Annotated in this window: 19 protein-coding genes; 5 read left to right on the plus strand and 14 right to left on the minus strand. The window is 59.6% G+C overall.

The window, feature by feature from the left end; translation table 11 throughout:
- Nucleotides 1-6: 6 nt before the first annotated feature.
- Together N5D61_RS17180 and N5D61_RS17185 are read right to left on the minus strand one after the other, a co-directional pair.
- Nucleotides 7-504: a GreA/GreB family elongation factor gene (locus N5D61_RS17180; RefSeq protein WP_279893636.1), complete on the minus strand. Its 498-nt coding sequence runs from the start codon at nt 502-504 to the stop codon at nt 7-9.
- Between the two features lie 81 nt (nt 505-585).
- The gene (locus tag N5D61_RS17185) at nt 586-945 is read right to left on the minus strand and encodes a hypothetical protein (RefSeq protein WP_279893637.1); all 360 of its coding nucleotides are present in this window, start codon (nt 943-945) and stop codon (nt 586-588) included.
- Nucleotides 946-1,173: 228 nt separating this feature from the next.
- Here N5D61_RS17185 and N5D61_RS17190 point away from each other — a divergent pair, with 228 nt between their 5' ends.
- Together N5D61_RS17190 and N5D61_RS17195 are read left to right on the plus strand one after the other, a co-directional pair.
- A complete protein-coding gene (locus N5D61_RS17190) occupies nt 1,174-2,382 on the plus strand; it encodes a multidrug effflux MFS transporter (RefSeq protein WP_108240286.1) in 1,209 nt (402 codons plus the stop codon).
- A gap of 642 nt (nt 2,383-3,024) precedes the next feature.
- Nucleotides 3,025-3,717, plus strand: a complete 693-nt coding sequence (locus N5D61_RS17195; RefSeq protein ID WP_108240285.1) for a helix-turn-helix transcriptional regulator — start codon at nt 3,025-3,027, stop codon at nt 3,715-3,717.
- Between the two features lie 97 nt (nt 3,718-3,814).
- Here the strand turns inward: N5D61_RS17195 and N5D61_RS17200 are convergent, their stop codons facing one another.
- The 3 genes from N5D61_RS17200 to N5D61_RS17210 form a co-directional block, all read right to left on the minus strand.
- Nucleotides 3,815-4,768, minus strand: a complete 954-nt coding sequence (locus N5D61_RS17200) for an adenosine deaminase (protein ID WP_108240284.1) — start codon at nt 4,766-4,768, stop codon at nt 3,815-3,817.
- Between the two features lie 79 nt (nt 4,769-4,847).
- Nucleotides 4,848-5,816, minus strand: a complete 969-nt coding sequence (locus N5D61_RS17205) for a 2-oxoglutarate and iron-dependent oxygenase domain-containing protein (RefSeq protein ID WP_279893638.1) — start codon at nt 5,814-5,816, stop codon at nt 4,848-4,850.
- 77 nt (nt 5,817-5,893) lie between these two features.
- On the minus strand, nt 5,894-6,991 hold the full coding sequence (locus N5D61_RS17210) for a BMP family ABC transporter substrate-binding protein (protein ID WP_279893639.1): 1,098 nt from the start codon (nt 6,989-6,991) through the stop codon (nt 5,894-5,896).
- Nucleotides 6,992-7,372: 381 nt separating this feature from the next.
- Here N5D61_RS17210 and N5D61_RS17215 point away from each other — a divergent pair, with 381 nt between their 5' ends.
- Nucleotides 7,373-8,464 (plus strand): calcium:proton antiporter, encoded by a 1,092-nt coding sequence (locus tag N5D61_RS17215; RefSeq protein ID WP_108240281.1) that lies wholly within the window; start codon nt 7,373-7,375, stop codon nt 8,462-8,464.
- Nucleotides 8,465-8,550: 86 nt separating this feature from the next.
- Here the strand turns inward: N5D61_RS17215 and N5D61_RS17220 are convergent, their stop codons facing one another.
- The 9 genes from N5D61_RS17220 to N5D61_RS17260 all read right to left on the minus strand — a co-directional run bounded on the left by N5D61_RS17220 (nt 8,551) and on the right by N5D61_RS17260 (nt 18,945).
- Nucleotides 8,551-9,906, minus strand: coding sequence for an 8-oxoguanine deaminase (locus N5D61_RS17220; protein ID WP_279893640.1), 1,356 nt, complete (start codon nt 9,904-9,906; stop codon nt 8,551-8,553).
- Between the two features lie 162 nt (nt 9,907-10,068).
- Nucleotides 10,069-10,755, minus strand: coding sequence for an SDR family oxidoreductase (locus N5D61_RS17225; RefSeq protein ID WP_108240279.1), 687 nt, complete (start codon nt 10,753-10,755; stop codon nt 10,069-10,071).
- A gap of 104 nt (nt 10,756-10,859) precedes the next feature.
- The gene (locus N5D61_RS17230) at nt 10,860-11,786 is read right to left on the minus strand and encodes an ABC transporter permease (RefSeq protein WP_108240278.1); all 927 of its coding nucleotides are present in this window, start codon (nt 11,784-11,786) and stop codon (nt 10,860-10,862) included.
- A complete protein-coding gene (locus tag N5D61_RS17235; RefSeq protein ID WP_279893641.1) occupies nt 11,786-12,886 on the minus strand; it encodes an ABC transporter permease in 1,101 nt (366 codons plus the stop codon). The genes N5D61_RS17230 and N5D61_RS17235 overlap by 1 nt, the downstream gene beginning before the upstream one ends.
- A gap of 11 nt (nt 12,887-12,897) precedes the next feature.
- On the minus strand, nt 12,898-14,436 hold the full coding sequence (locus N5D61_RS17240) for an ABC transporter ATP-binding protein (RefSeq protein ID WP_279893642.1): 1,539 nt from the start codon (nt 14,434-14,436) through the stop codon (nt 12,898-12,900).
- Between the two features lie 560 nt (nt 14,437-14,996).
- Nucleotides 14,997-15,590, minus strand: a complete 594-nt coding sequence (locus N5D61_RS17245) for a YigZ family protein (protein WP_108240275.1) — start codon at nt 15,588-15,590, stop codon at nt 14,997-14,999.
- 35 nt (nt 15,591-15,625) lie between these two features.
- A complete protein-coding gene (locus tag N5D61_RS17250; RefSeq protein WP_108240274.1) occupies nt 15,626-16,285 on the minus strand; it encodes a TetR/AcrR family transcriptional regulator in 660 nt (219 codons plus the stop codon).
- Between the two features lie 83 nt (nt 16,286-16,368).
- The gene (locus N5D61_RS17255; RefSeq protein WP_279893643.1) at nt 16,369-17,754 is read right to left on the minus strand and encodes a nucleobase:cation symporter-2 family protein; all 1,386 of its coding nucleotides are present in this window, start codon (nt 17,752-17,754) and stop codon (nt 16,369-16,371) included.
- A gap of 270 nt (nt 17,755-18,024) precedes the next feature.
- Nucleotides 18,025-18,945, minus strand: a complete 921-nt coding sequence (locus tag N5D61_RS17260) for a LysR family transcriptional regulator (RefSeq protein WP_279893644.1) — start codon at nt 18,943-18,945, stop codon at nt 18,025-18,027.
- 140 nt (nt 18,946-19,085) lie between these two features.
- On the opposite strand from N5D61_RS17260, the gene N5D61_RS17265 reads away from it, so the two are divergent.
- Together N5D61_RS17265 and N5D61_RS17270 are read left to right on the plus strand one after the other, a co-directional pair.
- A complete protein-coding gene (locus tag N5D61_RS17265) occupies nt 19,086-20,432 on the plus strand; it encodes an aspartate aminotransferase family protein (RefSeq protein WP_108240271.1) in 1,347 nt (448 codons plus the stop codon).
- A 68-nt stretch (nt 20,433-20,500) separates the two neighbouring features.
- Entirely contained in the window at nt 20,501-21,994 is a 1,494-nt protein-coding gene (locus tag N5D61_RS17270) for a CoA-acylating methylmalonate-semialdehyde dehydrogenase (RefSeq protein WP_279893645.1), read from the plus strand.
- Nucleotides 21,995-22,179 lie beyond the last annotated feature (185 nt).

Raw genomic sequence — 22,179 nt, forward strand, 5'->3', positions numbered from 1 at the left:
GGATCCTCAGGCCTCGCCCTCGATCCGTACCACTTCGATCACTTGATCCCCCGCGGGACGTTTCCAGATCGCCTCATCGCCCACGCGAGCGCCCAACAAAGCGACCCCCAAGGGAGAGGCCCAGTTGATCAACTGACTGGCGGCATCCGCTTGATCCTCGCCCACGAGTTGGACACGCTGCTCGCGATTCTCTTCATCAGCGAAGGTGACCCAACTGCCGATTTGCACCTTATCGACCGAGGTCGCTGGCACCACCACCTGCGCGCTATTGACCCGTTGCGTGAAATACCGCAAATCCCGTTCGATATCGGCCAGCCGCTGCTGGTCGGCCATTTCGCCACGCCCTGCCTGGTCGCTGTGCTGGGCCTGCAGCGACGCGACGTGGGCCTGCAGTTGGGCCAGACCTTGGGCGGTGACGTAATTGGGCTGTTCGCTGATCTGGCGTTCGACCGGTTGGCTGGTCTGCGCTGCAGCATGGTCTTCGTTGACGAAGGCCCGACTCATTGTGTGCTCCTTTGTTGAAGCCTGAAGGGGCAGGCATCTTGGCTGAGATGACAGAGAAGACGTCCCCAAACGGCTTTAGGTTCAGCGAGAACGATACGCTTTGGCGGCATCCTGGGTTTTCTGCTGCTCCCACGCGCGGTCCCGGTCGTTCCAGATACTGTCACGGCCTTGGTCCTGCGCATTGCGGTTGACCAATTGCGCTTGGCATTGCTGGAAGCCATCGCCCCAACCTTGCGCGTAAATCGTGTCGCGCAAGTAACGCGGAACATCCTTCTTGTACTGACCTTTCATGGGGTCGATGGATTGCCGGCCACTGCCACAGCCATCCTGAAACCCGTCTGCGAACGCCGGTGGATAACCTTCGGCCAACAATTGGTCGTGGGTAGACTGACAACCGGCAACTACCAAGCAGCACCACAGCACAACCCAACGCGTGTTCATCTTCGTTTTCCTCGACTTATGTAAAAAGTCTAGAAGCGGATCCGTGAGTTATTTGTAAAAGCGCTGTGAGAAATCCATTAACCGATGCCCGGTCATGTTCCATTAGTTCCCCTGTTGCGCCGAGCGGCACGCGACGGAAAAAATCGATGAATCAATGGCTGCTCAACCGCCGCTCAAGGTGCAGGGTTGTTAAACTGCACCGTTGCGCGCACTTGCCTGGAAAAATAAATGAATTTGCGAACGATCCTAATATTGGGCGCTCTTAGCGCCTTCGGGCCCTTGGCCATTGATTTCTACCTGCCGGGATTTCCTGCCATCGCTGCGGCATTCGGCACCGATGAAAAGCATGTCCAGTTGACGCTGGCATCGTATTTTCTCGGCTTGAGTATTGGCCAACTTGTTTATGGCCCGATCGCGGATCGCTTCGGACGTCGGGTGCCCTTGCTGTTTGGCGTAGGGCTGTTCACGCTTGCGTCCTTGGCCTGCGCGTTCGCTCCAAGCCTGGAGTGGTTGATTGCTGCGCGCTTCGTTCAGGCCCTCGGCGGTTGCGCCGGCATGGTGCTGTCGCGGGCCATCGTCAGCGACAAATGCTCCCCGGTCGAGTCGGCGAAAGTGTTTTCTCAATTGATGCTGGTCATGGGCTTGGCGCCGATTCTCGCCCCCATGCTCGGAGGCGTGTTGGTTAACGTTTACGGGTGGCAGACCATTTTCATGACACTGACGCTGTTCAGCGCCTTCACTGCCGCTGCGGTAGCGATCGGTCTGCCGGAGAGCATGCCGGCGGGGCATCCTCGACCCCCCTTGTCCGGTGCGCTGGGTGCCTACTTGCGTTTGTTCAGGGACAGGATCTTTCTGGGTCATGCGCTTACCGGTGGCATCGCCATGGCTGGAATGTTTTCCTACATTGCAGGGTCGCCCTTCGTATTCATCAAACTGTATGGCGTACCCGCCGAGCACTACGGTTGGTTGTTCGGGACCAACGCAGCGGGCTTCATTCTGGTGGCGCAAATCAACGCTCGACTGGTCGGGCGCTTCGGGCCGGGCGGGTTGCTGTCACGGGCGGTCTGGCTGTATCTGAGCGGCGCCTTGGTGCTGTTGGGCATTGCTTCGCTGCACACCCGTCAGCTTTGGCCGTTGTTGGTGCCGCTGTTCATTTACATCGCCAGCCTGGGCTGCATCATCCCCAACGCCTCGGCGTGCGCCATGGCTGGCCAGGGCAAACGTGCAGGCAGCGCGTCAGCGTTGTTGGGGTGCCTGCAATTTAGCGTCGCGGCGGGTGCAGCGGCGTTGGTGGGTGTCCTGCATGACGGCACGGCGGTGCCGATGGCAACTGTCATTACCCTGTGCGGCGTGTTGACCGCAGGGCTGGCGACCATCACCCGGCATGCTCAGAAAAAGCGTGAAGCCTCGGCCTTACACGCGGACGTTCGTATCTGACGTCGCTCAGCGTTTATCCCCTGTACGGCGGCTGTTACGAGTTGCCGTACACACACTGAAGCAATCACCTGACTACCGGATTGAGCCGCGGCGGTTGTTATCTCTGGCACGGACACTTCCACATAAGAATTTTCCTCGGCGGGTGCCGTTAGTGTTGACGGGGGGGCTTTGAGCGGCTGGCGCTCCAAAGGGAATGTAGATTTTTTTCTTGAGAGTTTCTGGAGTTTTTCGTGTAGGCAATTGCCTCATGTAGATCCGTACAAATGGCCGAAACTCCAAAAGCGGCCCCGCTGCATCAAGCCTGCCCGCTACATATCGCATCACCTTGTTCCAAGGTGTATGTGGCACATCCTGCGGAATGTTCTGCCTTCCCGATAGAGTGGTGCTTACTCGCCTAGCCTGGGAGTTGTCTTGGTTACCAGGTGCAGCGCTTATACTATTGTCGCCACGTTAAGTCCGGACAACGTTCCGGTCTTCAAACTGTCGTGGGTGAATCGCCAGATCTGTAACTTCCGCAATTTTGGTTACCTGGAATTTCCATGAAGTGATATGGATCAAGGCCATCATTCGTTCAAGACAACAATGTAGTCGTTCAAGCGACTTGGCTACCGTATTGGAAAAGTTTCAACAGGGAGTGAGGACATGGAACAGGCACCGTGCATCAGTCAGATTGCGGCACTGCTGGCTGATCCCAAACGCAGCGCGATGATGTGGGCGATGATGGATGGGGCGTCCCGAGCGGCAGATGAGCTTGGATTGTTGGTGGGGCTGTCGACTTCATCGGCGGGCGCACACTTGGGGCGTCTGGCCGCGGGTGGATTACTCAGGCAGGAAGCGCGCGGCAAGAAGCGCTTTTTCCGGATAGCGGCGCCGGAAGTCGGGATGGCGGTCCAGGCGCTGGCCAGTGCTTCGATGGTCAGCGCCGAATTGGTCAGCCGGAGCGTTGCACAGCCGCTTCCGCCGTTGCCGCTGCTCAGGGCCAGCATCTGCTCGGATCACCTCGGCGGGGAGTTGGGGACGGCGCTCTATCAGCGGATGCTCGGCGCCGGGTGGATCGAGCAGTCCGATCAGCGGCTAGAAGTGACCAGTGTGGGCATATCGCGTTTCGCCGAGCGGGGCATCTTCGTTCCGGCGCTGGCGCATCGGCAACGGGAAACCGTTTGCGTTTGTACCGAGTGCAAGGGAGCCGCACCCCACTTGGGCGGGGCGCTGGGCGCGGGGCTGTTGCAATTGTTCATGCAGTTGGGATGGCTGCGCACTACGGAGGAGGCCAGCACCTTGCAGGTTTCTTCCAATGGGCAGAGAGAGATCAACAAGATCGCCGCCGCAGCCTGACAACAGGCGCGTTGCTCAGGGTTCGGCGCTTCCAGCTGGCTGACAGCGGCGACGCATGTTCGCCACGGTCAGCAGGTCAGCCAGCCATGCGCAAGGTTCAGGATTTTACCAGTCGTGCATCGAGGCTGTTCTGAGCCAGACGCCTGGCCTGATCCTGGGTCATTCCCAGGTGTTCGTGCAACGCGTGGAAGTTTTCGGTCACATAGCCGCCAAAGTATGCCGGGTCATCGGAGTTCACCGTCACCTTCACGCCACGCTCGAGCATGTCGAGGATGTTGTGCTGGCTCATGTGGTCGAACACACACAATTTGGTGTTGGACAGCGGGCAGACGGTCAATGGAATCTGCTCATCGATGATGCGTTGCATCAAACGCTCGTCCTCGATGGCGCGCACGCCATGGTCGATGCGGGTGATCTTCAACAGGTCCAATGCTTCCCAGATGTATTCGGGCGGCCCTTCCTCCCCGGCGTGAGCGACCGTGGCGAAGCCTTCGCTGCGGGCACGATCGAACACTCGCTGGAACTTGCTGGGCGGATGGCCCATTTCCGAGCTGTCCAGCCCTACCGCTACAAAGGTGTCGCGGTAGGGCAAGGCCATGTCCAGTGTCTGGTGTGCTTGCTCTTCACTCAAGTGCCGCAGGAAGCTCAGGATCAAACCGCTGCCGATGCCCAGTTGACGTTTGCCATCATCGAGCGCCCGGGAAATGCCATTGAGGACGACCTCGAACGGAACGCCTCGATCGGTATGGGTCTGGGGGTCGAAGAACGGTTCGGTGTGGACGACGTTCTGCGCCTTGCAGCGTTGCAGGTAAGCCCAGGTCAGGTCGTAGAAGTCCTGTTCGGTACGCAGCACGTCCGCGCCTTGGTAATAGAGATCGAGGAACTCCTGCAGGTTGTTGAAGGCATAGGCCTTGCGCAAGGTCTCGACGTCCGCCCACGGCAGGGCAATCTTGTTGCGCTCGGCCAAGGCGAACAGCAGCTCAGGCTCCAGGGAACCCTCCAGGTGCAGGTGTAATTCAGCCTTGGGCAGGGCGTTCAACCAATCGTACATGTGCTTTTCTCATCAGGTGCAATGGCGGTCATTCTACAGAGTCGAGCGCATCGGCTGGTTAAAAACCTGACCGAAAGGTTCAGACCTCGGTTTCGGGTTCCCGTCTGTAGGCATAGGTATCAGCGAAGCGTGACAGCAGGAACTCCGCACACGTGGTCGGTGGGTACAATGGCGGGTGCTCGGCGTCCGTGCACCCGGGCAGGCATTCGACGCGGGTGTCCGGATGCGGCTCGGCGAAGAAGGGCATCGAATAACGGTCCACGCCCAACGGGCTGATCACCCGGTGCGGTGTGGAGACATAACGGTCGTTGCTCCAGCGCGCCATCATGTCGCCCAGATTCACCACGAACGTGCCGTCGATGGGCGGCGCGTCGATCCACTGACCCCGCACATCGCGCACCTGCAGCCCCCCGGCGACATCCTGATAGAGCAGGGTCACGCAGCCATAATCGGTATGCGCCCCTGCGCCCTGTTGCTCTTCGCTGCTGGCGGTGTGGCGAGGCGGGTAGTGGATCATCCGCAGGACGCTGACCGGCTGCGCGAAGCGCTGGTCGAAAAAGTCGCGCTCGATGCCCAGCGCGGGTGTCATCGCGCGCAGCAGTGTTTGGGCCAGCGCCTGCATGTCTTGGTAATGTTGCTCCATCAACGCTTGCCAGCCGGGAAGGTCAGGGTGGCGATTGGGACCGCGCAGTGGCTTTCCAGCGATCACGTCGGGGTGATCGGCAGGCAAGTGCAGCCCCATGTCGAAGGTTTCCTTCAAGTCGCTCGGCAGGCTGGGGTCCAGTTGCTCGGTGGCGATGGCGCCGTAACCGCGATGATGCAGGCTTTGGGTGATGTCGATCTTGAGCTTTTCTTCCAGTGGCCGAGCGAAGAAGCGATGGGCGTGGCCCATGACCTGCTCGATGCGCTCGGCGCTGATGGGATGGCCCTTGATATAGAAGAAGCCCCATTCGCGGCATGCTGAGTCGATCTGACGGGCAACCTCGTGCCAGGCCTGTTCGTCGCTGGCATAGAGCGGGGCAATGTCGATGAGGGGAAGCCGGTTCATACTGATTCCTGATGCACGTATAAGAAAACGTAGCAGCCCGACTGCGCCGCGCTGCTACCGCTGTTCAGGCGCTCAACCTACTTTGGCAACTCGGCTTTCACACCTTCTACGTAGTAGTTCATCGACGCCAATTCGGCATTGGTGGCGATGCTGCCTTCAGGAATTTTCACCGCGCCGGTTTGGTCTTTGATCGGTCCGGTGAACGGATGGAACGCGCCGCTTTCAATGTCTGCAATGATCTTCTGCGCTTCGGCCTTCACGTCGGCAGGTACGAGGTCGCTCATCGGCAACTCAACAGTGCCTTCTTTCAAACCGCCCCAATAATCCTGGGATTTCCAGCTGCCGTTGATGACCGCCTCCGTGGCCTGGATGTAATGCGGCCCCCAGTTGTTGACGATAGAGGTCAGCACTGCCTTAGGCCCGAAGTGCGCCATGTCCGACGCATAGCCAACGGCATAGACGCCTCGGCGCTCGGCAGCCTGGATCGGCGCCGGGCTGTCGGTGTGCTGGAAGATTACATCCACGCCTTGATCGATCAGCGCGTTGGCGGCGTCGGCTTCCTTGCCTGGATCGAACCAGGAGTTGACCCACACCACCTTGATCTCAGTGCCAGGGTTGTATTTGTTCAGTGCCAGTTGAATGGCGTTGATGTCACGCAAGACTTCAGGAATCGGGAACGACGCCACGTAGCCGACTTTCTTGGTCTTGGTCATCTTCGCCGCAAGGAAACCGCCGACGTAGCGTCCTTCGTAAGTGCGGGCCAGGTAGGTGCCCAGGTTTTTGTCCTGCTTATAGCCGGTCGCATGTTCGAAGATGACCTTCGGAAATTGCTTGGCGACCTTCAAGGTCGGGTTCATGTAGCCGAACGAGGTGGTGAACACCAAGTCATAGCCGCTCTTGGCCATGTTGCGGATCACCCGCTCGGCGTCCGCTCCCTCGGGCACGTTTTCGACGTAACTGGTGGTGACCTTGTCGCCCAGCGCCTTGGCCATCGCCAGGCGGCCCTGTTCGTGCTGATAGGTCCAGCCGTGGTCACCGATCGGGCCGATGTAGACGAAACCGACTTTCAGCGGATCGGCCGCTGCAGCCATCAGACTCGAGCTCAGCCCTACGACAGCGGCCATGGCGCACATCAGTTTTTTCAGCGGACGACGTGAGTGAAGGGTGGAAAACATGCAGATCTAGCTCCTTTGGTCTTATAGGCCGGGCCGTCAGGGCTGGGCGCTCCACTCGATGCAAAAAGCTGACCAATAAGACAGGTCTTCCGGTTTACCCGCTGTTCAACAGGGGTACCAGGCAAACATTGGTCACAGACGGTGCCGAAATGATCACGCGCGCCGCGTACTGGTGCAGCCGTTCGCTTTATCGGCGCCGTCCTGAGATGGGGCACACGCCCGTTCTCGATCCCCAGCCTATCGGAGCGGGGACGGCCATGGAGCGCTAAGTTCGTCCGTGCGAGGATGCCTTGAAACCTTTGTTTACAACCAGCACTCTCAACCCCCTAAGCAGTGAAATTTTATGGACGTGCGGCGTTGGTCGCAGGGATAAAGGCAACGATGGGCACGATTCTCAAGCAAGAAAAGTTTCTCCTGTTGGCGGTGATTGCAACGTGCTTCGCTTACCCCTTCGAACATCAGCTGCTGAGCCACGGCAACGTGGTCGCATTGCTCGCAGGCCTGGCGCTGGTGGCGTTCATCGTCTGCGCCTCCATGCGAGTGGCTCATCACGCCGAGTTGCTCGCGGAAAAGGTCGGAGACCCCTACGGCACCATGATTTTGACCCTCTCCGCGGTCTTGGTAGAGGTGGTCATTCTGGCGATCATGATGAGCAACGAGCCTTCTCCGACGCTGGTGCGGGACACCATCTATTCCGCAGTGATGCTCGACATCAACGGAATTCTCGGCCTGGCAGCGTTGATGGGCGGGCTCAAGCACGGCGAACAGCCCTACAACGACGACTCCGCTCGCTCCTACAGCGTGATGATCCTGACGGCTATGGCTGTGTCGATGGTGGTGCCCGAGTTCATCCCGGAATCCAACTGGAAAATGTACTCAGCGTTCACCATAGGCGCGATGATCCTTCTGTATGGCTTGTTTCTACGCATGCAAGTCGGCCCGCACAGCTATTTCTTCAGCTACAGCTATCCGGACAAGAAGCGCCGCAAGGAGCAGCCCGAGCATGCCACTGAGGAAGTCAGCCTGGCGTTCTCCATCGGCGTTCTGGTGTTCGGGGTGGTGATCATCGGCGCGTTGGCCGAGGTCATGTCCAAAGCCATGGACCTGGGTCTGGAAGGCAGTGGTGCGCCCCCGGTCATCACGGCGATTCTGGTGGCGGCCATTTCGGCTGCGCCCGAGATCCTCACGGCCTTGCGTGCTGCACTGGCCAACCGCATGCAGTCAGTGGTCAACATCGCATTGGGTGCTTCTCTGTCGACCGTCATCTTGACGGTTCCGGTGATGGAAGCGATGGCGCTTTATACCGGCCAGCCCTTTCAGATGGCGATGACGCCCGTGCAGACCGTGATGATTTTCGTGACCTTGCTGGTCTGCGCCATCAACCTCAATGATGGCGAGACGAACGCCATCGAGGGCATGACTCACTTTGTGCTGTTCGCAACGTTCATCATGCTGTCGTTGCTGGGACTTTGAAGCGTTCTGCGAAGGCGGTCCGGCAGGCCGCGGCGAGAACGAGTGTCCTGCAGCTGACCCACCGGCCTGGTCGGGTGAGCGGTCGGTCAACCGCGGATCAGTGCCGCGGCCGCCTGCCGGTGATCGGCGATCAGCCCTTTCAGATCCAGCCCTTGGACCTGGCCGTCGACCACCCGCCATTGGCCCCCAATCATTACCCGATCGGCGCGATCCGCCCCACACAGCAGCAATGCTGACAAGGGGTCGTGGCTGCCGGAAAAGCGCAGTTCGTCGAGTTTGAACAGTGCCAGATCGGCTTGTTTGCCGATGGCCAGTTCGCCGATGTCGGTGCGGCCCAGCAGCTTCGCCGACCCCTTGGTCGCCCAGCCGAGTGCGACCTGCGGGGTGATTCTCTCTGCGCCGTAGCGCAGCCGTTGCAGGTAAAGGGCCTGCCGGGCCTCGAGGATCATGTTCGATCCATCATTGGAGGCCGAGCCGTCGACACCCAACCCGACCGGCGCGCCAGCTTCCATCAGATCAAGCGTCGGACAGATGCCCGACGCCAGCCGCATATTGGAGCTCGGGCAGTGGCAGATGCCGGTGCCCGCAGCGCCCAGTCGGGCGATCTCCTCGGCATTGAAGTGGATGCCGTGGGCCAGCCAGGTACGAGGTCCCAGCCAGCCAACGCTGTCCAGATAATCCACCGTGCGCAGGCCGAAACGCTGCAGGCAGAACGCCTCTTCATCCAAGGTTTCCGCCAGGTGAGTGTGTAGCCGGACGTCGAGCTGACGGGCCAGCGCCGCGCTCTCGGACATGATCTCGGTGGTCACTGAAAACGGCGAGCAGGGAGCGAGGGCAATCTGGATCTGCGCACCCGCGCCCCGCTCGTGATAGCGCTCGATCAGGCGCTGGCTGTCGTCCAGAATCACCTGCCCCTGTTGTACGGTCTGCTGCGGCGGCAGGCCGCCATCGGCTTCGCCCAGGCTCATCGAGCCGCGGGTCAACATCGCCCGCATGCCCAACTCGCGAACGCTCTCGACTTGGACATCGATTGCGTTTTCGAGCCCGTTGGGGAACAGGTAATGGTGGTCGGCGGCGGTCGTGCAGCCGGAAAGCAACAGTTCAGTCAGCGCGACTTTGCTGGCCAGAGCCAATTGCGCAGGTGTCAGCCGCGCCCACACGGGATAAAGGGTTTTCAGCCACGGAAACAGCGGCTGGTTTACCACCGGCGCCCAGGCGCGGGTCAGGGTTTGATAGAAATGGTGATGGGTGTTGATCAGCCCGGGGAGAAGCACATGGTCTCGGGCATCGAACGTTTCGTCGCAAGGCGTCGCCGGACTGTGACCGGCGGCGAGCATTTCGACAATGACCCCGTTTTCCACCACCAGCCCGCCACGGGCGTCGCAGTCGTTGGCAGTGAATACGGCAAGGGGGTTTTTCAACCAGATACGGATCGCAGGCATGAGCCGGCTCCTCTGAAGATGGGTTCAGGTCGCCAGCTCAGTGTTGCCCTGTCTGCTGATCCAGGGTCGCCCTCGGGCGAAGGCGCAAGTGTAGGGGGATCCCAGGACGGGGTGCAAGGCACAGCGCCCTGACGGGCAGGGCGTGCCGAGGAGCGGGAAGGGTCACCAGGGAATGGTTTCGCCTTTGTAGTTCACGAAATGATGCCCGCCTTCGCCGGCGAACCGTTCAAGCTGTTCCACCATGCCGCGTACGCTGGTTTCAACGTCGATGTCCGCGCCTTCGCCGCCCATGTCGGTGCGCACCCAGCCGGGATGCATCGAAATGACGGTCGGCCGGTTCTCGCCCAATTGCGTGAAGAAGGTGTGAGTCATCGAGTTAAGGGCCGCTTTGCTGGCCTTGTACAACGCCATTTCGGGGGCGTCGGGCATGGTCACACTGCCGAGCACGGAGCTCATGAACGCGATGATCCCGGTGTTTGGCCGGATCTGCTCGACGAACCGTTTTGCCAGGCGAACCGGCGCAACAGCGTTGGTCAGAAATAACTGACCCAGCTCCCCTGCCGTGGCGTCGGTGGGATTGGGATGCTGCGGACCGGCAACGCCTGCATTGACGAAAAGCAGGTCATAGACCTGGCCCTTCAGGTTATGGGTGAGGACTTCCAGCGACGATTGTTCATCCATGTCCAGGGTTTGGATATGCACACCGGGGACGGCTTTCAAGGCATCGGCCTTGTGCATGTCACGGACGGTTGCCGTGACCTCCCAACCTTGTTCGGTCAGGTGTTTGACCAGCCCTAGCCCCAGGCCGCGAGAGGCGCCAATGATCAACGCAGTTTTGTTGGCAGACATGAAGGTCACTCCTTGAAGAACGAAACGATGCAGTGCAGGTGGGTTGACCGCGCGTCTTGCGAGGAATTTGATCTTTTCGCGCAACGGTCATGCCGCCTGGCACTTCAGTGTCCCGATTGCCAGGGTTGCCCTAGCGACACCGGCGCATACAGTCGGGTACGCAAAGCGTTGCGCGACAGTAACACCAGCACCAGGATGGTTGCCACGTAAGGCAGCATGGCCAGGAGATTGGAAGGGATCGCCAACCCCACACCCTGAGCCACCAGATACAGAATGCTGGCGAAGCCGAAGAGGTACGCACCCAACAGCAGGCGCCAAACGCGCCAACTGGCAAATACCACCAGGGCCAAGGCGATCCAGCCGCGGCCCGCGCTCATGTTCTCAGCCCACATCGGGGTATACGCCAACGACAGGTACGCCCCGGCAAGCCCCGCCATGGCACCACCGAACAACACCGCCAACGTTCGAACCCGCAGGACCGGCAAGCCCATCGCACTGGCCGCATTGGGGTTTTCGCCTACGGCCTGGATGACCAGGCCGACGCGACTTTTCAGAAGCGTCCACGCCACGATGGCGAACAGGCCGAAGGAAAGGTAGACCAGCACGTCTTGGGCAAACAGCATGCGGCCGATCAGTGGAATATCGCTGAGCCCTGGGATCACCGTGGGCTCGAAGCCGATCAGCGGCTTGCCTACCCAGGCTGCTCCCACGAAGCTCGACAGGCCGACCCCGAAGATGGTCAACGCCAGGCCTGTCGCGACCTGATTCGCGTTGAACACCAAGGCCACTAGCGCGAAGAGGGACGACAGCAACATTCCCGCCAGAATGGCCAGCAGCACACCCAGCCAGAGGCTGCCGGTGCTGAGGGCGACGATGAAGCCGATCACGGCCCCGAAAAGCATCATGCCCTCCTGGCCCAGGTTCAGGACGCCGGTTTTTTCGCAGACCAATTCACCCAGTGCCACCAGCAGCAGGGGCGTGCCGCAGCGTACAGTCGCGAACAAGATATTACTCAACAGATCGATATCCATCACACGGCTCCCGGCACAACGGCCATCTGGCGTCGGGCCCAGCGCCATTTCAAGCGCGGGCGGTAGAGAATCAACACATCGCACGCCAGCAGGAAGAACAGCATCATCCCCTGAAACAACTGCGTGATGGCTTGAGGCAGGTTCAGCGTCATCTGCGCGCTCTCGCCGCCCAGATACAACAACGCCATCAGCAGGCTGGAAAACAGAATGCCCAGCGGATTGAGGCGGCCCAGAAACGCCACGGTGATCGCCGCGTAGCCATAACCTGGCGACACCTGAGGCACGAGTTGGCCAATGGGCCCGGTGACTTCGCACACGCCAGCCAGCCCCGCCAAACCGCCGCTGATCAGAAGCGACAGCCATATCAGGCGTTTCTCCCGGAAACCGACGAAACCAGCGGCTCGTTTATCCAGGCCCAGCACCTTGACCTGAAAGCCTGTGAAGCTGCGCTGCAGCAGGACCCACACGGCCACCAGCGCCAGCAGCGCGAAATACACCCCAGCGTGGACGCGCCCCTCTTCGCTCAGCAGAGGCAATCGGCTGGCGTCGCCGAACATCGCGGACTCCGGGAAGTTCATGCCGGCTGGATCCTTCAACGGGCCGTGCACGAAAAACAGCAGCAGGTTCAGCGCAATGTAATTGAGCATGATGCTGGTCAGGATTTCATTGGCATTGAAATGCGTGCGCAACCAGGCGGTCAGCCCCGCCCAGGCGGCGCCCGCCAGCACGCCAGCGCTCAGGATGAGCATCAATACCCAGCGGCTGTCGACCTCGATCACGTTGACCGCGACGGCACTGCCTGCGAGCGCGCCCATCAACAATTGGCCCTCGGCGCCGATGTTCCAGATCCGTGCTTGATAAGCCACGGCCAAGCCCAGTGCGCACAGCAGAATCGGCAGTGCCTTGACCATCAATTCAGACACACCGTACAGATCGCTGACCGGTGCGATCAGCAACGTGTGCAGCGTCAGCAACGGGTCAAGGCCGAGTGCCAAAAACAGTAATGCCCCTGATACCAGCGTCAGCACCGCTGCGAGTAAAGGGGAAAACCACAACATGGCGCGGGATTCCTGGCCGCGCGGTTCCAGTGAAAGCAGCATGAGTGTCTCCGTTAAATGAGCGGGGCAGCGTCGAATTGACCCGCCATCCAGCCGCCGACTTGCACGGGGCTGGTGTGCGCGGTGGGCGCAAGGGTGGAAAGGCGACCTGCTGACAGCGCGGCCACGCGATCGCTGATCTGGAACAGTTCGTCGAGGTCTTCGGAAATCACCAGAATGGCGGCGCCCGCATCGCGCAGGGCGATCAAGGCGCGATGGATTGCGGCGGCGGCGCCGACGTCCACCCCCCATGTGGGGTGAGCCGCCACCAGCAGTTTTGGGTTCTGTAGGATCTCGCGGCCCAGAATGAATTTCTGAAGGTTGCCGCCGGACAGGCTGCGAGCCCGTGTCTCGGCATCAGGGGTTTTTACGGCAAACTGCTGGATGATGCGTTCGGCCAGTGCCTGAACCTTCTGTCGCTGTACCAACCCATTGCTGACCAGCCCCTGTTGAAAAGCCGTGAGCAGGGCGTTGTCAGCCAGGCTCATGTCCGGCACCGCACCATGACCGAGACGTTCGGCGGGTACGAAGGCCAGCCCGAGTTTGCGTCGCGCATCCGGGCGCAGATGAGCGACGGGCCGGTCGACGAAGCGGATGGGCTGGGTTCGATGCTTGCTCAGCGTTTGCTCACCGCTGAGAAGGGCGAGCAACTCGTCCTGGCCATTACCGGCGACGCCGGCGATACCGACGATCTCGCCACTGCGCACCTCCAGGTCGACGTCGACCAGCGAGCAGCCGAACGGGTCCGGGTTGTGCCATGACAACTTATCCACACGGAGGAAGGGGGCCGTGCCGATCGTTTTCGGGTACTGTGCCACCAGCCCATCGGCGTCCCCCACCATCAGCCGCGCGAGCTCCAGGTCACTGCACGTCCTTGGCACGCAGTGCCCGGACACCCTGCCTGCTCGCAGCACGGTTGCGTTGTGGCACAGCGCGCGGACTTCCCCCAGTTTGTGGCTGATGAACAAAATGCTGCAGCCCTCGCTGGCGAGGCGACGCAGCGTGACGAACAGATCTTCCGCCTCCTGAGGCGTCAGCACCGAGGTCGGTTCGTCGAGAATCAGCAGGCGGATGTCCTGCATCAGGCAGCGGATGATCTCGACCTTCTGCCGTTCTCCGATCGATAAACTATGCACCAGCCGTTGAGGTTCCAGCGCCATGCCATAGCGTTGCGAGACTTCCCGGATCTTCGGTTCCAGTTGCCTGGGCGTGCCCGCCGCCGGTCCCATCGCCAACGCAATGTTCTGCGCCACGGTCAGGGTTTCGAACAGGGAGAAATGCTGGAACACCATGCCGATGCCCAGTTCGCGGGCCTGCGCAGGATTGCGCATGGTCAGCGGCTGCCCCTCCCAAAGAATGTCGCCGGTATCAGGCTGGACCACGCCATAGATGATTTTCATCAAGGTGCTTTTGCCTGCGCCGTTTTCTCCGAGCAACGCATGTATCTCACCCGGCTCAATGCTCAGATCAATGGCGTCATTGGCAAGGCAGCCGGGATACCGCTTAGTGATGTGGCGCAATTGCAACCGCGCAGGGCTCGCTGAATGGGACATATCGGACTCGGTGAAAGTGGATCGCTCCTGCACTTAGCAATTTCTTGGCCAGCCGGTCAGCTTTTTTGTTTGCTCACGCCCGATCCCGCTTGCAGCGCGGCTTTGGCAATTGAATGTCGAGTGGGCCGGCGAGCGGCTACGTGGTCGGAATGCTCGGAGCCCGAACTGTCGGCACCATCGCGGGGCGCCAACGTGTGTTACGGAGTCAAAATGGTTCAAATATTTTGTTTAAAAAATGACCAAATGACGACGGGCAAGGTAGCCTCGGCGTTGCGTCAAGGCGTGCACCTCTTATCCACAGGTTGCTCCACAGTAATTGTGCGCAAGCGTAAACGAGGGGCATAAAGCAGCCGAGCTTAGGAGCGGAGGGTGATAAGCGCCGCTAACCGCCTGTTTTTTAGGTGGTTTGCCTCGTTTTCCGATAAGCTGATCAAAAAACGATCAGATGGCTGTAGGCCTTGTAATTCAAGGTGTGCGGCGCTGTGTGCGCAGCTTGTCCACAGGCAGGTGCACAGTAGATGTGGGAAACCTTCGCTGGACAATATTTGTGAAACCAGATGTCAGGCATCCCCTGGAGTGTGCATAACAATGCGCCCACGGCTGATGTCTGAAAGCTGACGTTGATAAGTCGTGATCTGCTCAGGCCCGATCGCGATCGACAGCTCAACGCCCACAGCGGTGAAGTGTTCTTCTTCTACCAATCCATTCAACTCACTCAGCCGCAACTTGACTAGAGCCAGCTCGCTGAACGTGCACTCGAAGCTGAGCGGCACCCGGTTCACGAGCGGCGAGCGAGCGGCCTGTTGCAGACACTTGTTGGCTCCGCCACCGTAGGCCCTCGCCAGTCCGCCCGTACCCAGCTGAATGCCGCCATACCAGCGAATGACCAGCACCACGACTTGATCGAAGTCCTGCGCTTCGATGGCGGCGAGAATCGGGCGTCCTGCCGTGCCACCCGGCTCGCCGTCATCGGTGCTTCGGTACTGAGGCCCCAGTTTCCAGGCCCAGCAATTGTGGGTGGCGTTGGGGTCGCTGTTCCGTTCGATGAACGACTGGGCGTCACTCGGTTTGACGATGGGGGCCGCGAGGGTGATGAACCGGCTCTTGCGAATCTCTTCGCGGAATTCGCAAGGGCCGACGAGGGTGAAGGGCATAACGGTTCCAGCCGAAAATCAGAAATGTCGCACGTTCAGAGCGGAGGCGTCAGCCCACAACCCTTCAAGATGATGCGAATCAGGTTATTGCCTGCCTCTTCCATATCCTGCTTGGTCAAGCGCGCACGCCCGGTGACCTGGCAGATTTGCGTCGCGAAATCGGCGTAATGCTGCGTGCTGCCCCATAACAGGAAAATCAGATGCACCGGATCGACGGGGTCCATTTTTCCGGCATCGATCCAGGCCTGGAACACCGATGCCCGTCCCTGGAACCAGGTTCGGTAGTCCTGGCTGAAATATTCGTTCAAGCATTCCCCGCCGCTGATGATCTCCATTGCGAAAATGCGTGAGGCTTGTGGCTGGCGGCGCGAAAATTCCATTTTTGCGCGGATGTATTGAGTCAGTGCCTGGGCGGGATCGTCCTCGGCCTTCAAGTGGTTGAAAGTGCTGTCCCACAACTGAATGATGTTGCTCAATACCGCGATGTAAAGCCCCAGCTTGTTGGTGAAGTAGTAATGCAAGTTGGCCTTGGGCAGCCCAGCTTTTTGAGCGATGGTGTTCATGCTGGTGCCTTTGAAGCCATGACGCGCGAACTCGTCTTCGGCAGCCTTCATGATCGCTTCTTCGTTTTTCTGGCGAATGCGGCTCGCCGGTTTGGTGGCGCTGACGCTGTGAGCAGGGACTTCGAGGGTCATGAGCGGTTCCAGACGGATCATTGGGTGCGACGGTGTGAACAGATAACGCACCCAGGACGATCCGACAAGCGTTGACAGTGAAATCAGTGGTCGAGGGCTTCGATTTCAGGCTTTTTTTCGGCAGCACTTACCGTGCTCTCGGGCAGCAACAGGCACATCAGGATGGCCGTCAGGCCGCCGCTGGTGATGGCGGAGTCGAACAGGTTCTGCACCCATTGCGGCAAATGGTGCAGCAATGTGGGTTGCGCGGCGATGCCGAGGCCGACGCCAAATGAAGTCGCGATGATCAGCATGCTGCGACGGTCCAGGGTTGACTGCGCGAGGATCCTCACGCCCGCTGCCGCGACGCTGCCAAACATCACCAACGTCGCGCCGCCCAGTACTGGCTTGGGAATCTGTTGAAGAATCGCACCAATCACAGGGAAAAGTCCGAGCAGAAACAGCAGCGCCCCGATATACAGGCCGACGTAGCGGCTGGCCACGCCGGTTAGCTGAATCACGCCATTGTTCTGTGCGAACGTAGTGTTCGGGAAGGCGCTAAAGGTGGCGGCAATCATGCAGCTCACGCCATCGCCCAGTACGCCGCCTTTAAGGCGAGCGATGTAGCTCGGCCCCTGAATGGGCTCGCGGGAGAGCATGCAATTAGCGGTCAGATCGCCAACAGTTTCAATGCTGCTGATCAGATAAATCAGCGCGACAGGCAGGAAAGCCGCCCAATCGAATTGAAAGCCGAACCGGAAAGGCATAGGCGCGCTGATCAATGCCACATCATGAATCGAATGAGGCGTGAGCTTGCCACTGAACCAGGCCGCAATGCTCCCTACGGCCAAGCCGATGATGATCGCCGACAGTCGCAGCCATGGAGTCCTTGAGCGGTTGAGCAGAATAATGACCAGTAACACGAAGGCGCCGAGCGCCAGATTTGTCGGCTCGCCGAAGTCGGGGGCGTTGAAGCCGCCGCCCAGATCGGTCACCCCGACCTTGATCAAACTGACGCCGATCAGCGTGATGACGATGCCTGTTACCAGTGGCGTAATGACGCGACGTAACTGACCGATGAAACGGCTCAATATGATCTGCACCAGCGCGCCGAAAAAGCACACACCGAACACCATGGCCATGATGTCCTCGGGCGTCCCACCACGCTGTTTCACCATAAAACCGGCGGAAAGAACGGCACCGAGAAACGCAAAACTGGTGCCTTGCAAGCAGATCATTCCCGCGCCGATACCCAAGGGGCGACGCGCTTGAATGAAGGTTCCTACGCCGGAGACCATCAAAGCCATGCTGATGAGGTAGGGCAGGTAGGCTCCCAGTCCCAGGGCTGAGCCGATGATGAGCGGTGGTGTGATGATGCCCACGAAGGCGGCGAGTACGTGCTGCACAGCCGCCAGGAGAGCTGGGGCAGGGCGAGGCCGGTCATTGAGGCCGTAGATCAGGTCTTGGGTATCTGGCATTTGGGGCTGCATGCTGGACTCTCGGTATTATGTGCGGCGTGGCAGGGGTGACCGCCCTGCGAGATCCCCGCAGTTCATGCGGAGTTTGCTCGCGGTCCGGGTGTTCAGGCCTCCCGCCGCGTGCGGGGCGCTGCTGAGACAGCGTGTTTGCCGAGAACGTCTGCAAAAACCTGTCCAAGTGATCAGGTCGTTGATGTTGATATTTTTTTATTTTCTTTTGAAACAATGAGTTGGCGATTTTCCTTCAACAACCAGAGGTACGCGGTTTTACCTCTGCGAGCATCATCGCGTCGCAGCGAGGCTCTCAAGGAAGCTTTCCAGCACCAAATGAGGGCGGCGTCCTTTGCGGGTGACCGTGACCAAGCTCAAATCGTAAAAGCGTGCCTGAGGTTTCAAAGCCCGCAGCCGACCTTGCTGCACCCAGAAGGTGGCGTAATGGTCCGGCAGGTAGCCGATATATCGGCCCGTCAGAATGAGGAACGCCATGCCTTCCCGGTCGGATGCGCTGGCGGTGCAGTTGAGGGCCTGGTAATGAGCCTGAATGTCCGCAGGCAGGCGGAACGTAGGGGCGATCGCTTCTTGGCCAGCGAGACGTTCGTCGCTCAGTTGCGCATCCTCGGCATAGAACAGCGGATGGCCTACGGCGCAGTACAGCAGCGAGCGCTCGCTGTAGAGCGACTGGTATTCAAGGCCTGACAAGGCGTTGGCTTGTGGCACGACGCCCACATGGAGGCTGCCGTCCAGCACGCCCTGCTCTACTTCATTGGGCGCAATCATGCGGATATTGATGTGCACGTCTGGGCCGCGTTCTTTCAGTTGCGACAGTGCGTGAGTGATGCGCATGTGGGGCAGGGTCACCAGATTATCGGTCAGGCCAATGTTGAGTTCTCCGCGTAAATGCTGGTGCAGGCCGTTCACTTCCGTACGAAAACTCTCGAGCGCGCTTAATAGCTGAAGCGATGACTGATAGACCTCCCGACCTTCTTCAGTCAGCGAAAAGCCTGCCCTCCCGCGCTGGCACAGGCGCAAGCCGAGACGTTGCTCGAGGTCGCCCATCTGCTGACTGATCGCCGAACGGCCAATCCCCAGCGCACTTTCGGCCGCAGAAAATCCTCCCGACTCGACTACGCTTCGAAAGATGCGCAGCAAACGAATGTCGAAGTCGCTGACCTGGGCCAGCGCTTCAGAACGGCGAGTGCTCATTGTTTAGTATTCCGTCAACTGAAGATCGAAAAAGCAGGATTTTAGTGACTTTATGCCCATGGCAACGTAGCCGCAACCGGCCCCGTTTCCGTCCTTGCAGTCGGTAGCCAGGCCACCCACGCCCTTGTGAGGTCATTCCAATGAACATGCCCGAAACGTCCGATATGTCCCTGGCCAGTCAGCTCAAGCTCGACGCTCACTGGATGCCCTATACCGCGAACCGCAATTTCCAGCGAGATCCTCGGTTGATCGTGGCAGCTCAGGGTAGTTATCTGACAGACGACAAGGGTCGCAAGATCTACGATGGCCTTTCAGGGTTGTGGACGTGCGGGGCAGGGCATACTCGCAAAGAAATCCAGGAAGCCGTCGCTAAGCAATTGAGCACGTTGGACTACTCGCCTGGTTTCCAATTCGGTCATCCGCTGTCGTTTCAACTGGCTGAAAAGATTACCGAGTTGACGCCCGGCAAACTGAATCATGTGTTCTACACCGACTCGGGTTCCGAGTGCGCAGACACCGCGGTAAAAATGGTCCGTGCCTACTGGCGCCTGAAAGGGCAGGCGACCAAGACCAAACTCATTGGTCGTGCCCGTGGCTATCACGGTGTGAATATCGCTGGCACCAGTCTCGGCGGCGTGAACGGCAACCGCAAAATGTTCGGTCAGTTGATGGACGTCGACCATTTGCCCCATACCCTGCTGGCAAGCAACGCATTTTCCCGCGGCATGCCGGAACAGGGCGGTATTGCACTGGCGGACGAGCTGCTCAAGTTGATCGAGCTGCACGACGCCTCGAACATCGCGGCCGTCATCGTCGAGCCGATGGCGGGTTCTGCGGGGGTGATCGTGCCGCCGCAGGGCTATCTCAAACGCCTGCGCGAAATCTGTGATCAGCACAATATCCTGCTGATCTTCGATGAGGTCATCACCGGCTTCGGGCGTACGGGTGCCATGTTCGGCGCGGATAGCTTCGGCGTGACGCCTGACCTGATGTGCATCGCCAAACAGGTCACCAACGGCGCAATCCCGATGGGCGCAGTCATCGCGAGTTCCGAGATCTACCAGACCTTCATGAATCAGCCTACGCCGGAGTACGCCGTGGAATTCCCGCACGGCTATACCTATTCCGCGCATCCGGTGGCCTGTGCAGCGGGGCTGGCAGCACTGGACATTCTCAAGCGCGAAAACCTGGTTCAGCAGGTGGCAGAAACCGCACCTCATTTCGAACGCTCGTTGCACGGCCTCAAAGGCAGCAAAAACGTGATCGATATTCGCAACTTCGGCCTGGCGGGCGCCATTCAGGTTGCAGCCCGTGACGGCGATGCCATCGTGCGCCCGTTCGAAGCTGCGATGAAACTGTGGAAGGCTGGGTTCTACGTCCGCTTTGGTGGCGACACCCTGCAATTCGGCCCGACGTTCAACAGCCTGCCCCAAGACCTGGACCGCATGTTCGACGCGGTGGGCGACGCACTCAATCAGATCGACTGATCCATCCCCTATTTCCAGTCCGCGCGCAGCTTCGGTTGCGCCAGCGGGACAGTCCTTTGGAGTCAAACATGAGCATCATTCAACACCTGATTCATGGTGAATTGGTCAATGAAAATGGCCGCACCGCTGATGTGTTCAATCCTTCGACCGGCCAGCCAGTTCACAAAGTGGCGCTGGGCAGTCGTGAAACCGTTCAGAAGGCAATCGATTCGGCAAAGGCGGCGTTTCCAGGGTGGCGCAATACGCCGCCTGCCAAACGCGCGCAAGTCATGTTTCGCTTCAAACAACTGCTGGAGCAGAACGAGGCGCGCATCGCCCAGCTCATCAGCGAAGAACACGGCAAAACACTGGAAGATGCAGCGGGCGAACTGAAACGTGGCATTGAGAACGTCGAGTACGCCAGTGCCGCGCCGGAAATCCTCAAGGGTGAATACAGTCGCAACGTTGGGCCGAATATCGATGCCTGGTCTGACTTCCAGCCACTGGGCGTGGTGGCTGGCATCACACCCTTCAACTTCCCGGCCATGGTTCCCCTATGGATGTACCCCCTGGCCATCGCCTGCGGTAACTGCTTCATCCTCAAACCCTCCGAGCGCGACCCGAGTTCGACGCTGCTGATCGCACAATTGCTGCACGAAGCCGGTTTGCCGAAGGGCGTACTGAACGTGGTCCACGGTGACAAGGTCGCCGTCGACGCGTTGATCGAGGCGCCGGAGGTCAAGGCTTTGAGTTTCGTCGGATCCACCCCTATCGCTGAGTACATCTATAAGGAAGCGACCGCACGAGGCAAGCGCGTTCAGGCGTTAGGTGGCGCCAAGAACCACGCCGTGCTGATGCCCGACGCCGATCTCGACAATGCCGTCAGTGCATTGATGGGAGCGGCCTATGGTTCGTGCGGCGAACGCTGTATGGCAATCTCGGTGGCCGTTTGCGTGGGCGATCAGGTGGCCGATGCACTCGTGGCCAAGTTGGTGCCTCAAATTCAAGCGTTGAAGATCGGGGCGGGCACCACGTGTGGGTTGGACATGGGGCCGTTGGTCACCGGTCAGCATCGCGACAAAGTCAGCGGTTATATAGAGGACGGCGTGGCGGCAGGTGCCAGATTGGTGGTCGACGGACGCGGACTGACCGTTTCGGGGCACGAAGAAGGTTTCTTCCTGGGAGGCTGTCTATTCGATCAGGTCACCCCGGACATGCGCATCTATAAAGAAGAGATCTTTGGGCCGGTCTTATGCATCGTGCGGGTGAACAGCCTTGAGCAGGCGATGCAATTGATCAATGACCACGAGTACGGTAACGGTACTTGCATTTTCACCCGTGACGGTGAAGCGGCGCGGCTGTTTTGTGATGAGATCGAAGTGGGGATGGTGGGTGTCAACGTACCGCTGCCGGTTCCTGTGGCTTATCACAGCTTCGGTGGCTGGAAGCGCTCGTTGTTTGGCGACCTCCATGCTTATGGCCCCGATGGCGTGCGCTTTTATACCCGCCGCAAGGCGATTACTCAGCGCTGGCCACAGCGTGCGAGTCACGAGGCGTCCCAGTTCGCCTTCCCTAGCCTTTAAGTGTCGCCATCAGCCTGAAGCTATAAGCTGCAAGCGCGAGTTTCCACCTCGCGCTCCTGCAGCTTTAAATTAGAAACTTTCTTCTTTTCCGAAATAAGTGCTTGACGGGCCTTCAGATGTCTCTATAATTCGCCCCACTTCCGGCGCAGTCCGAACCTAAAACTCCTTGAAGATCAATGAGTTAA

The sequence above is a fragment of the Pseudomonas sp. GD03842 genome, from assembly GCF_029841165.1.
In the GTDB taxonomy this organism is placed as follows: domain Bacteria; phylum Pseudomonadota; class Gammaproteobacteria; order Pseudomonadales; family Pseudomonadaceae; genus Aquipseudomonas.

What these genes read in the sequence shown, in the direction of transcription:
- N5D61_RS17180 (WP_279893636.1), bottom strand. Translation starts at nt 504, where the DNA reads ATGAGTCGGGCCTTCGTCAACGAAGACCATGCTGCAGCGCAGACCAGC.
- N5D61_RS17185 (WP_279893637.1), bottom strand. Translation starts at nt 945, where the DNA reads ATGAACACGCGTTGGGTTGTGCTGTGGTGCTGCTTGGTAGTTGCCGGT.
- N5D61_RS17190 (WP_108240286.1), top strand. Translation starts at nt 1,174, where the DNA reads ATGAATTTGCGAACGATCCTAATATTGGGCGCTCTTAGCGCCTTCGGG.
- N5D61_RS17195 (WP_108240285.1), top strand. Translation starts at nt 3,025, where the DNA reads ATGGAACAGGCACCGTGCATCAGTCAGATTGCGGCACTGCTGGCTGAT.
- N5D61_RS17200 (WP_108240284.1), bottom strand. Translation starts at nt 4,768, where the DNA reads ATGTACGATTGGTTGAACGCCCTGCCCAAGGCTGAATTACACCTGCAC.
- N5D61_RS17205 (WP_279893638.1), bottom strand. Translation starts at nt 5,816, where the DNA reads ATGAACCGGCTTCCCCTCATCGACATTGCCCCGCTCTATGCCAGCGAC.
- N5D61_RS17210 (WP_279893639.1), bottom strand. Translation starts at nt 6,991, where the DNA reads ATGTTTTCCACCCTTCACTCACGTCGTCCGCTGAAAAAACTGATGTGC.
- N5D61_RS17215 (WP_108240281.1), top strand. Translation starts at nt 7,373, where the DNA reads ATGGGCACGATTCTCAAGCAAGAAAAGTTTCTCCTGTTGGCGGTGATT.
- N5D61_RS17220 (WP_279893640.1), bottom strand. Translation starts at nt 9,906, where the DNA reads ATGCCTGCGATCCGTATCTGGTTGAAAAACCCCCTTGCCGTATTCACT.
- N5D61_RS17225 (WP_108240279.1), bottom strand. Translation starts at nt 10,755, where the DNA reads ATGTCTGCCAACAAAACTGCGTTGATCATTGGCGCCTCTCGCGGCCTG.
- N5D61_RS17230 (WP_108240278.1), bottom strand. Translation starts at nt 11,786, where the DNA reads ATGGATATCGATCTGTTGAGTAATATCTTGTTCGCGACTGTACGCTGC.
- N5D61_RS17235 (WP_279893641.1), bottom strand. Translation starts at nt 12,886, where the DNA reads ATGCTGCTTTCACTGGAACCGCGCGGCCAGGAATCCCGCGCCATGTTG.
- N5D61_RS17240 (WP_279893642.1), bottom strand. Translation starts at nt 14,436, where the DNA reads ATGTCCCATTCAGCGAGCCCTGCGCGGTTGCAATTGCGCCACATCACT.
- N5D61_RS17245 (WP_108240275.1), bottom strand. Translation starts at nt 15,590, where the DNA reads ATGCCCTTCACCCTCGTCGGCCCTTGCGAATTCCGCGAAGAGATTCGC.
- N5D61_RS17250 (WP_108240274.1), bottom strand. Translation starts at nt 16,285, where the DNA reads ATGACCCTCGAAGTCCCTGCTCACAGCGTCAGCGCCACCAAACCGGCG.
- N5D61_RS17255 (WP_279893643.1), bottom strand. Translation starts at nt 17,754, where the DNA reads ATGCAGCCCCAAATGCCAGATACCCAAGACCTGATCTACGGCCTCAAT.
- N5D61_RS17260 (WP_279893644.1), bottom strand. Translation starts at nt 18,945, where the DNA reads ATGAGCACTCGCCGTTCTGAAGCGCTGGCCCAGGTCAGCGACTTCGAC.
- N5D61_RS17265 (WP_108240271.1), top strand. Translation starts at nt 19,086, where the DNA reads ATGAACATGCCCGAAACGTCCGATATGTCCCTGGCCAGTCAGCTCAAG.
- N5D61_RS17270 (WP_279893645.1), top strand. Translation starts at nt 20,501, where the DNA reads ATGAGCATCATTCAACACCTGATTCATGGTGAATTGGTCAATGAAAAT.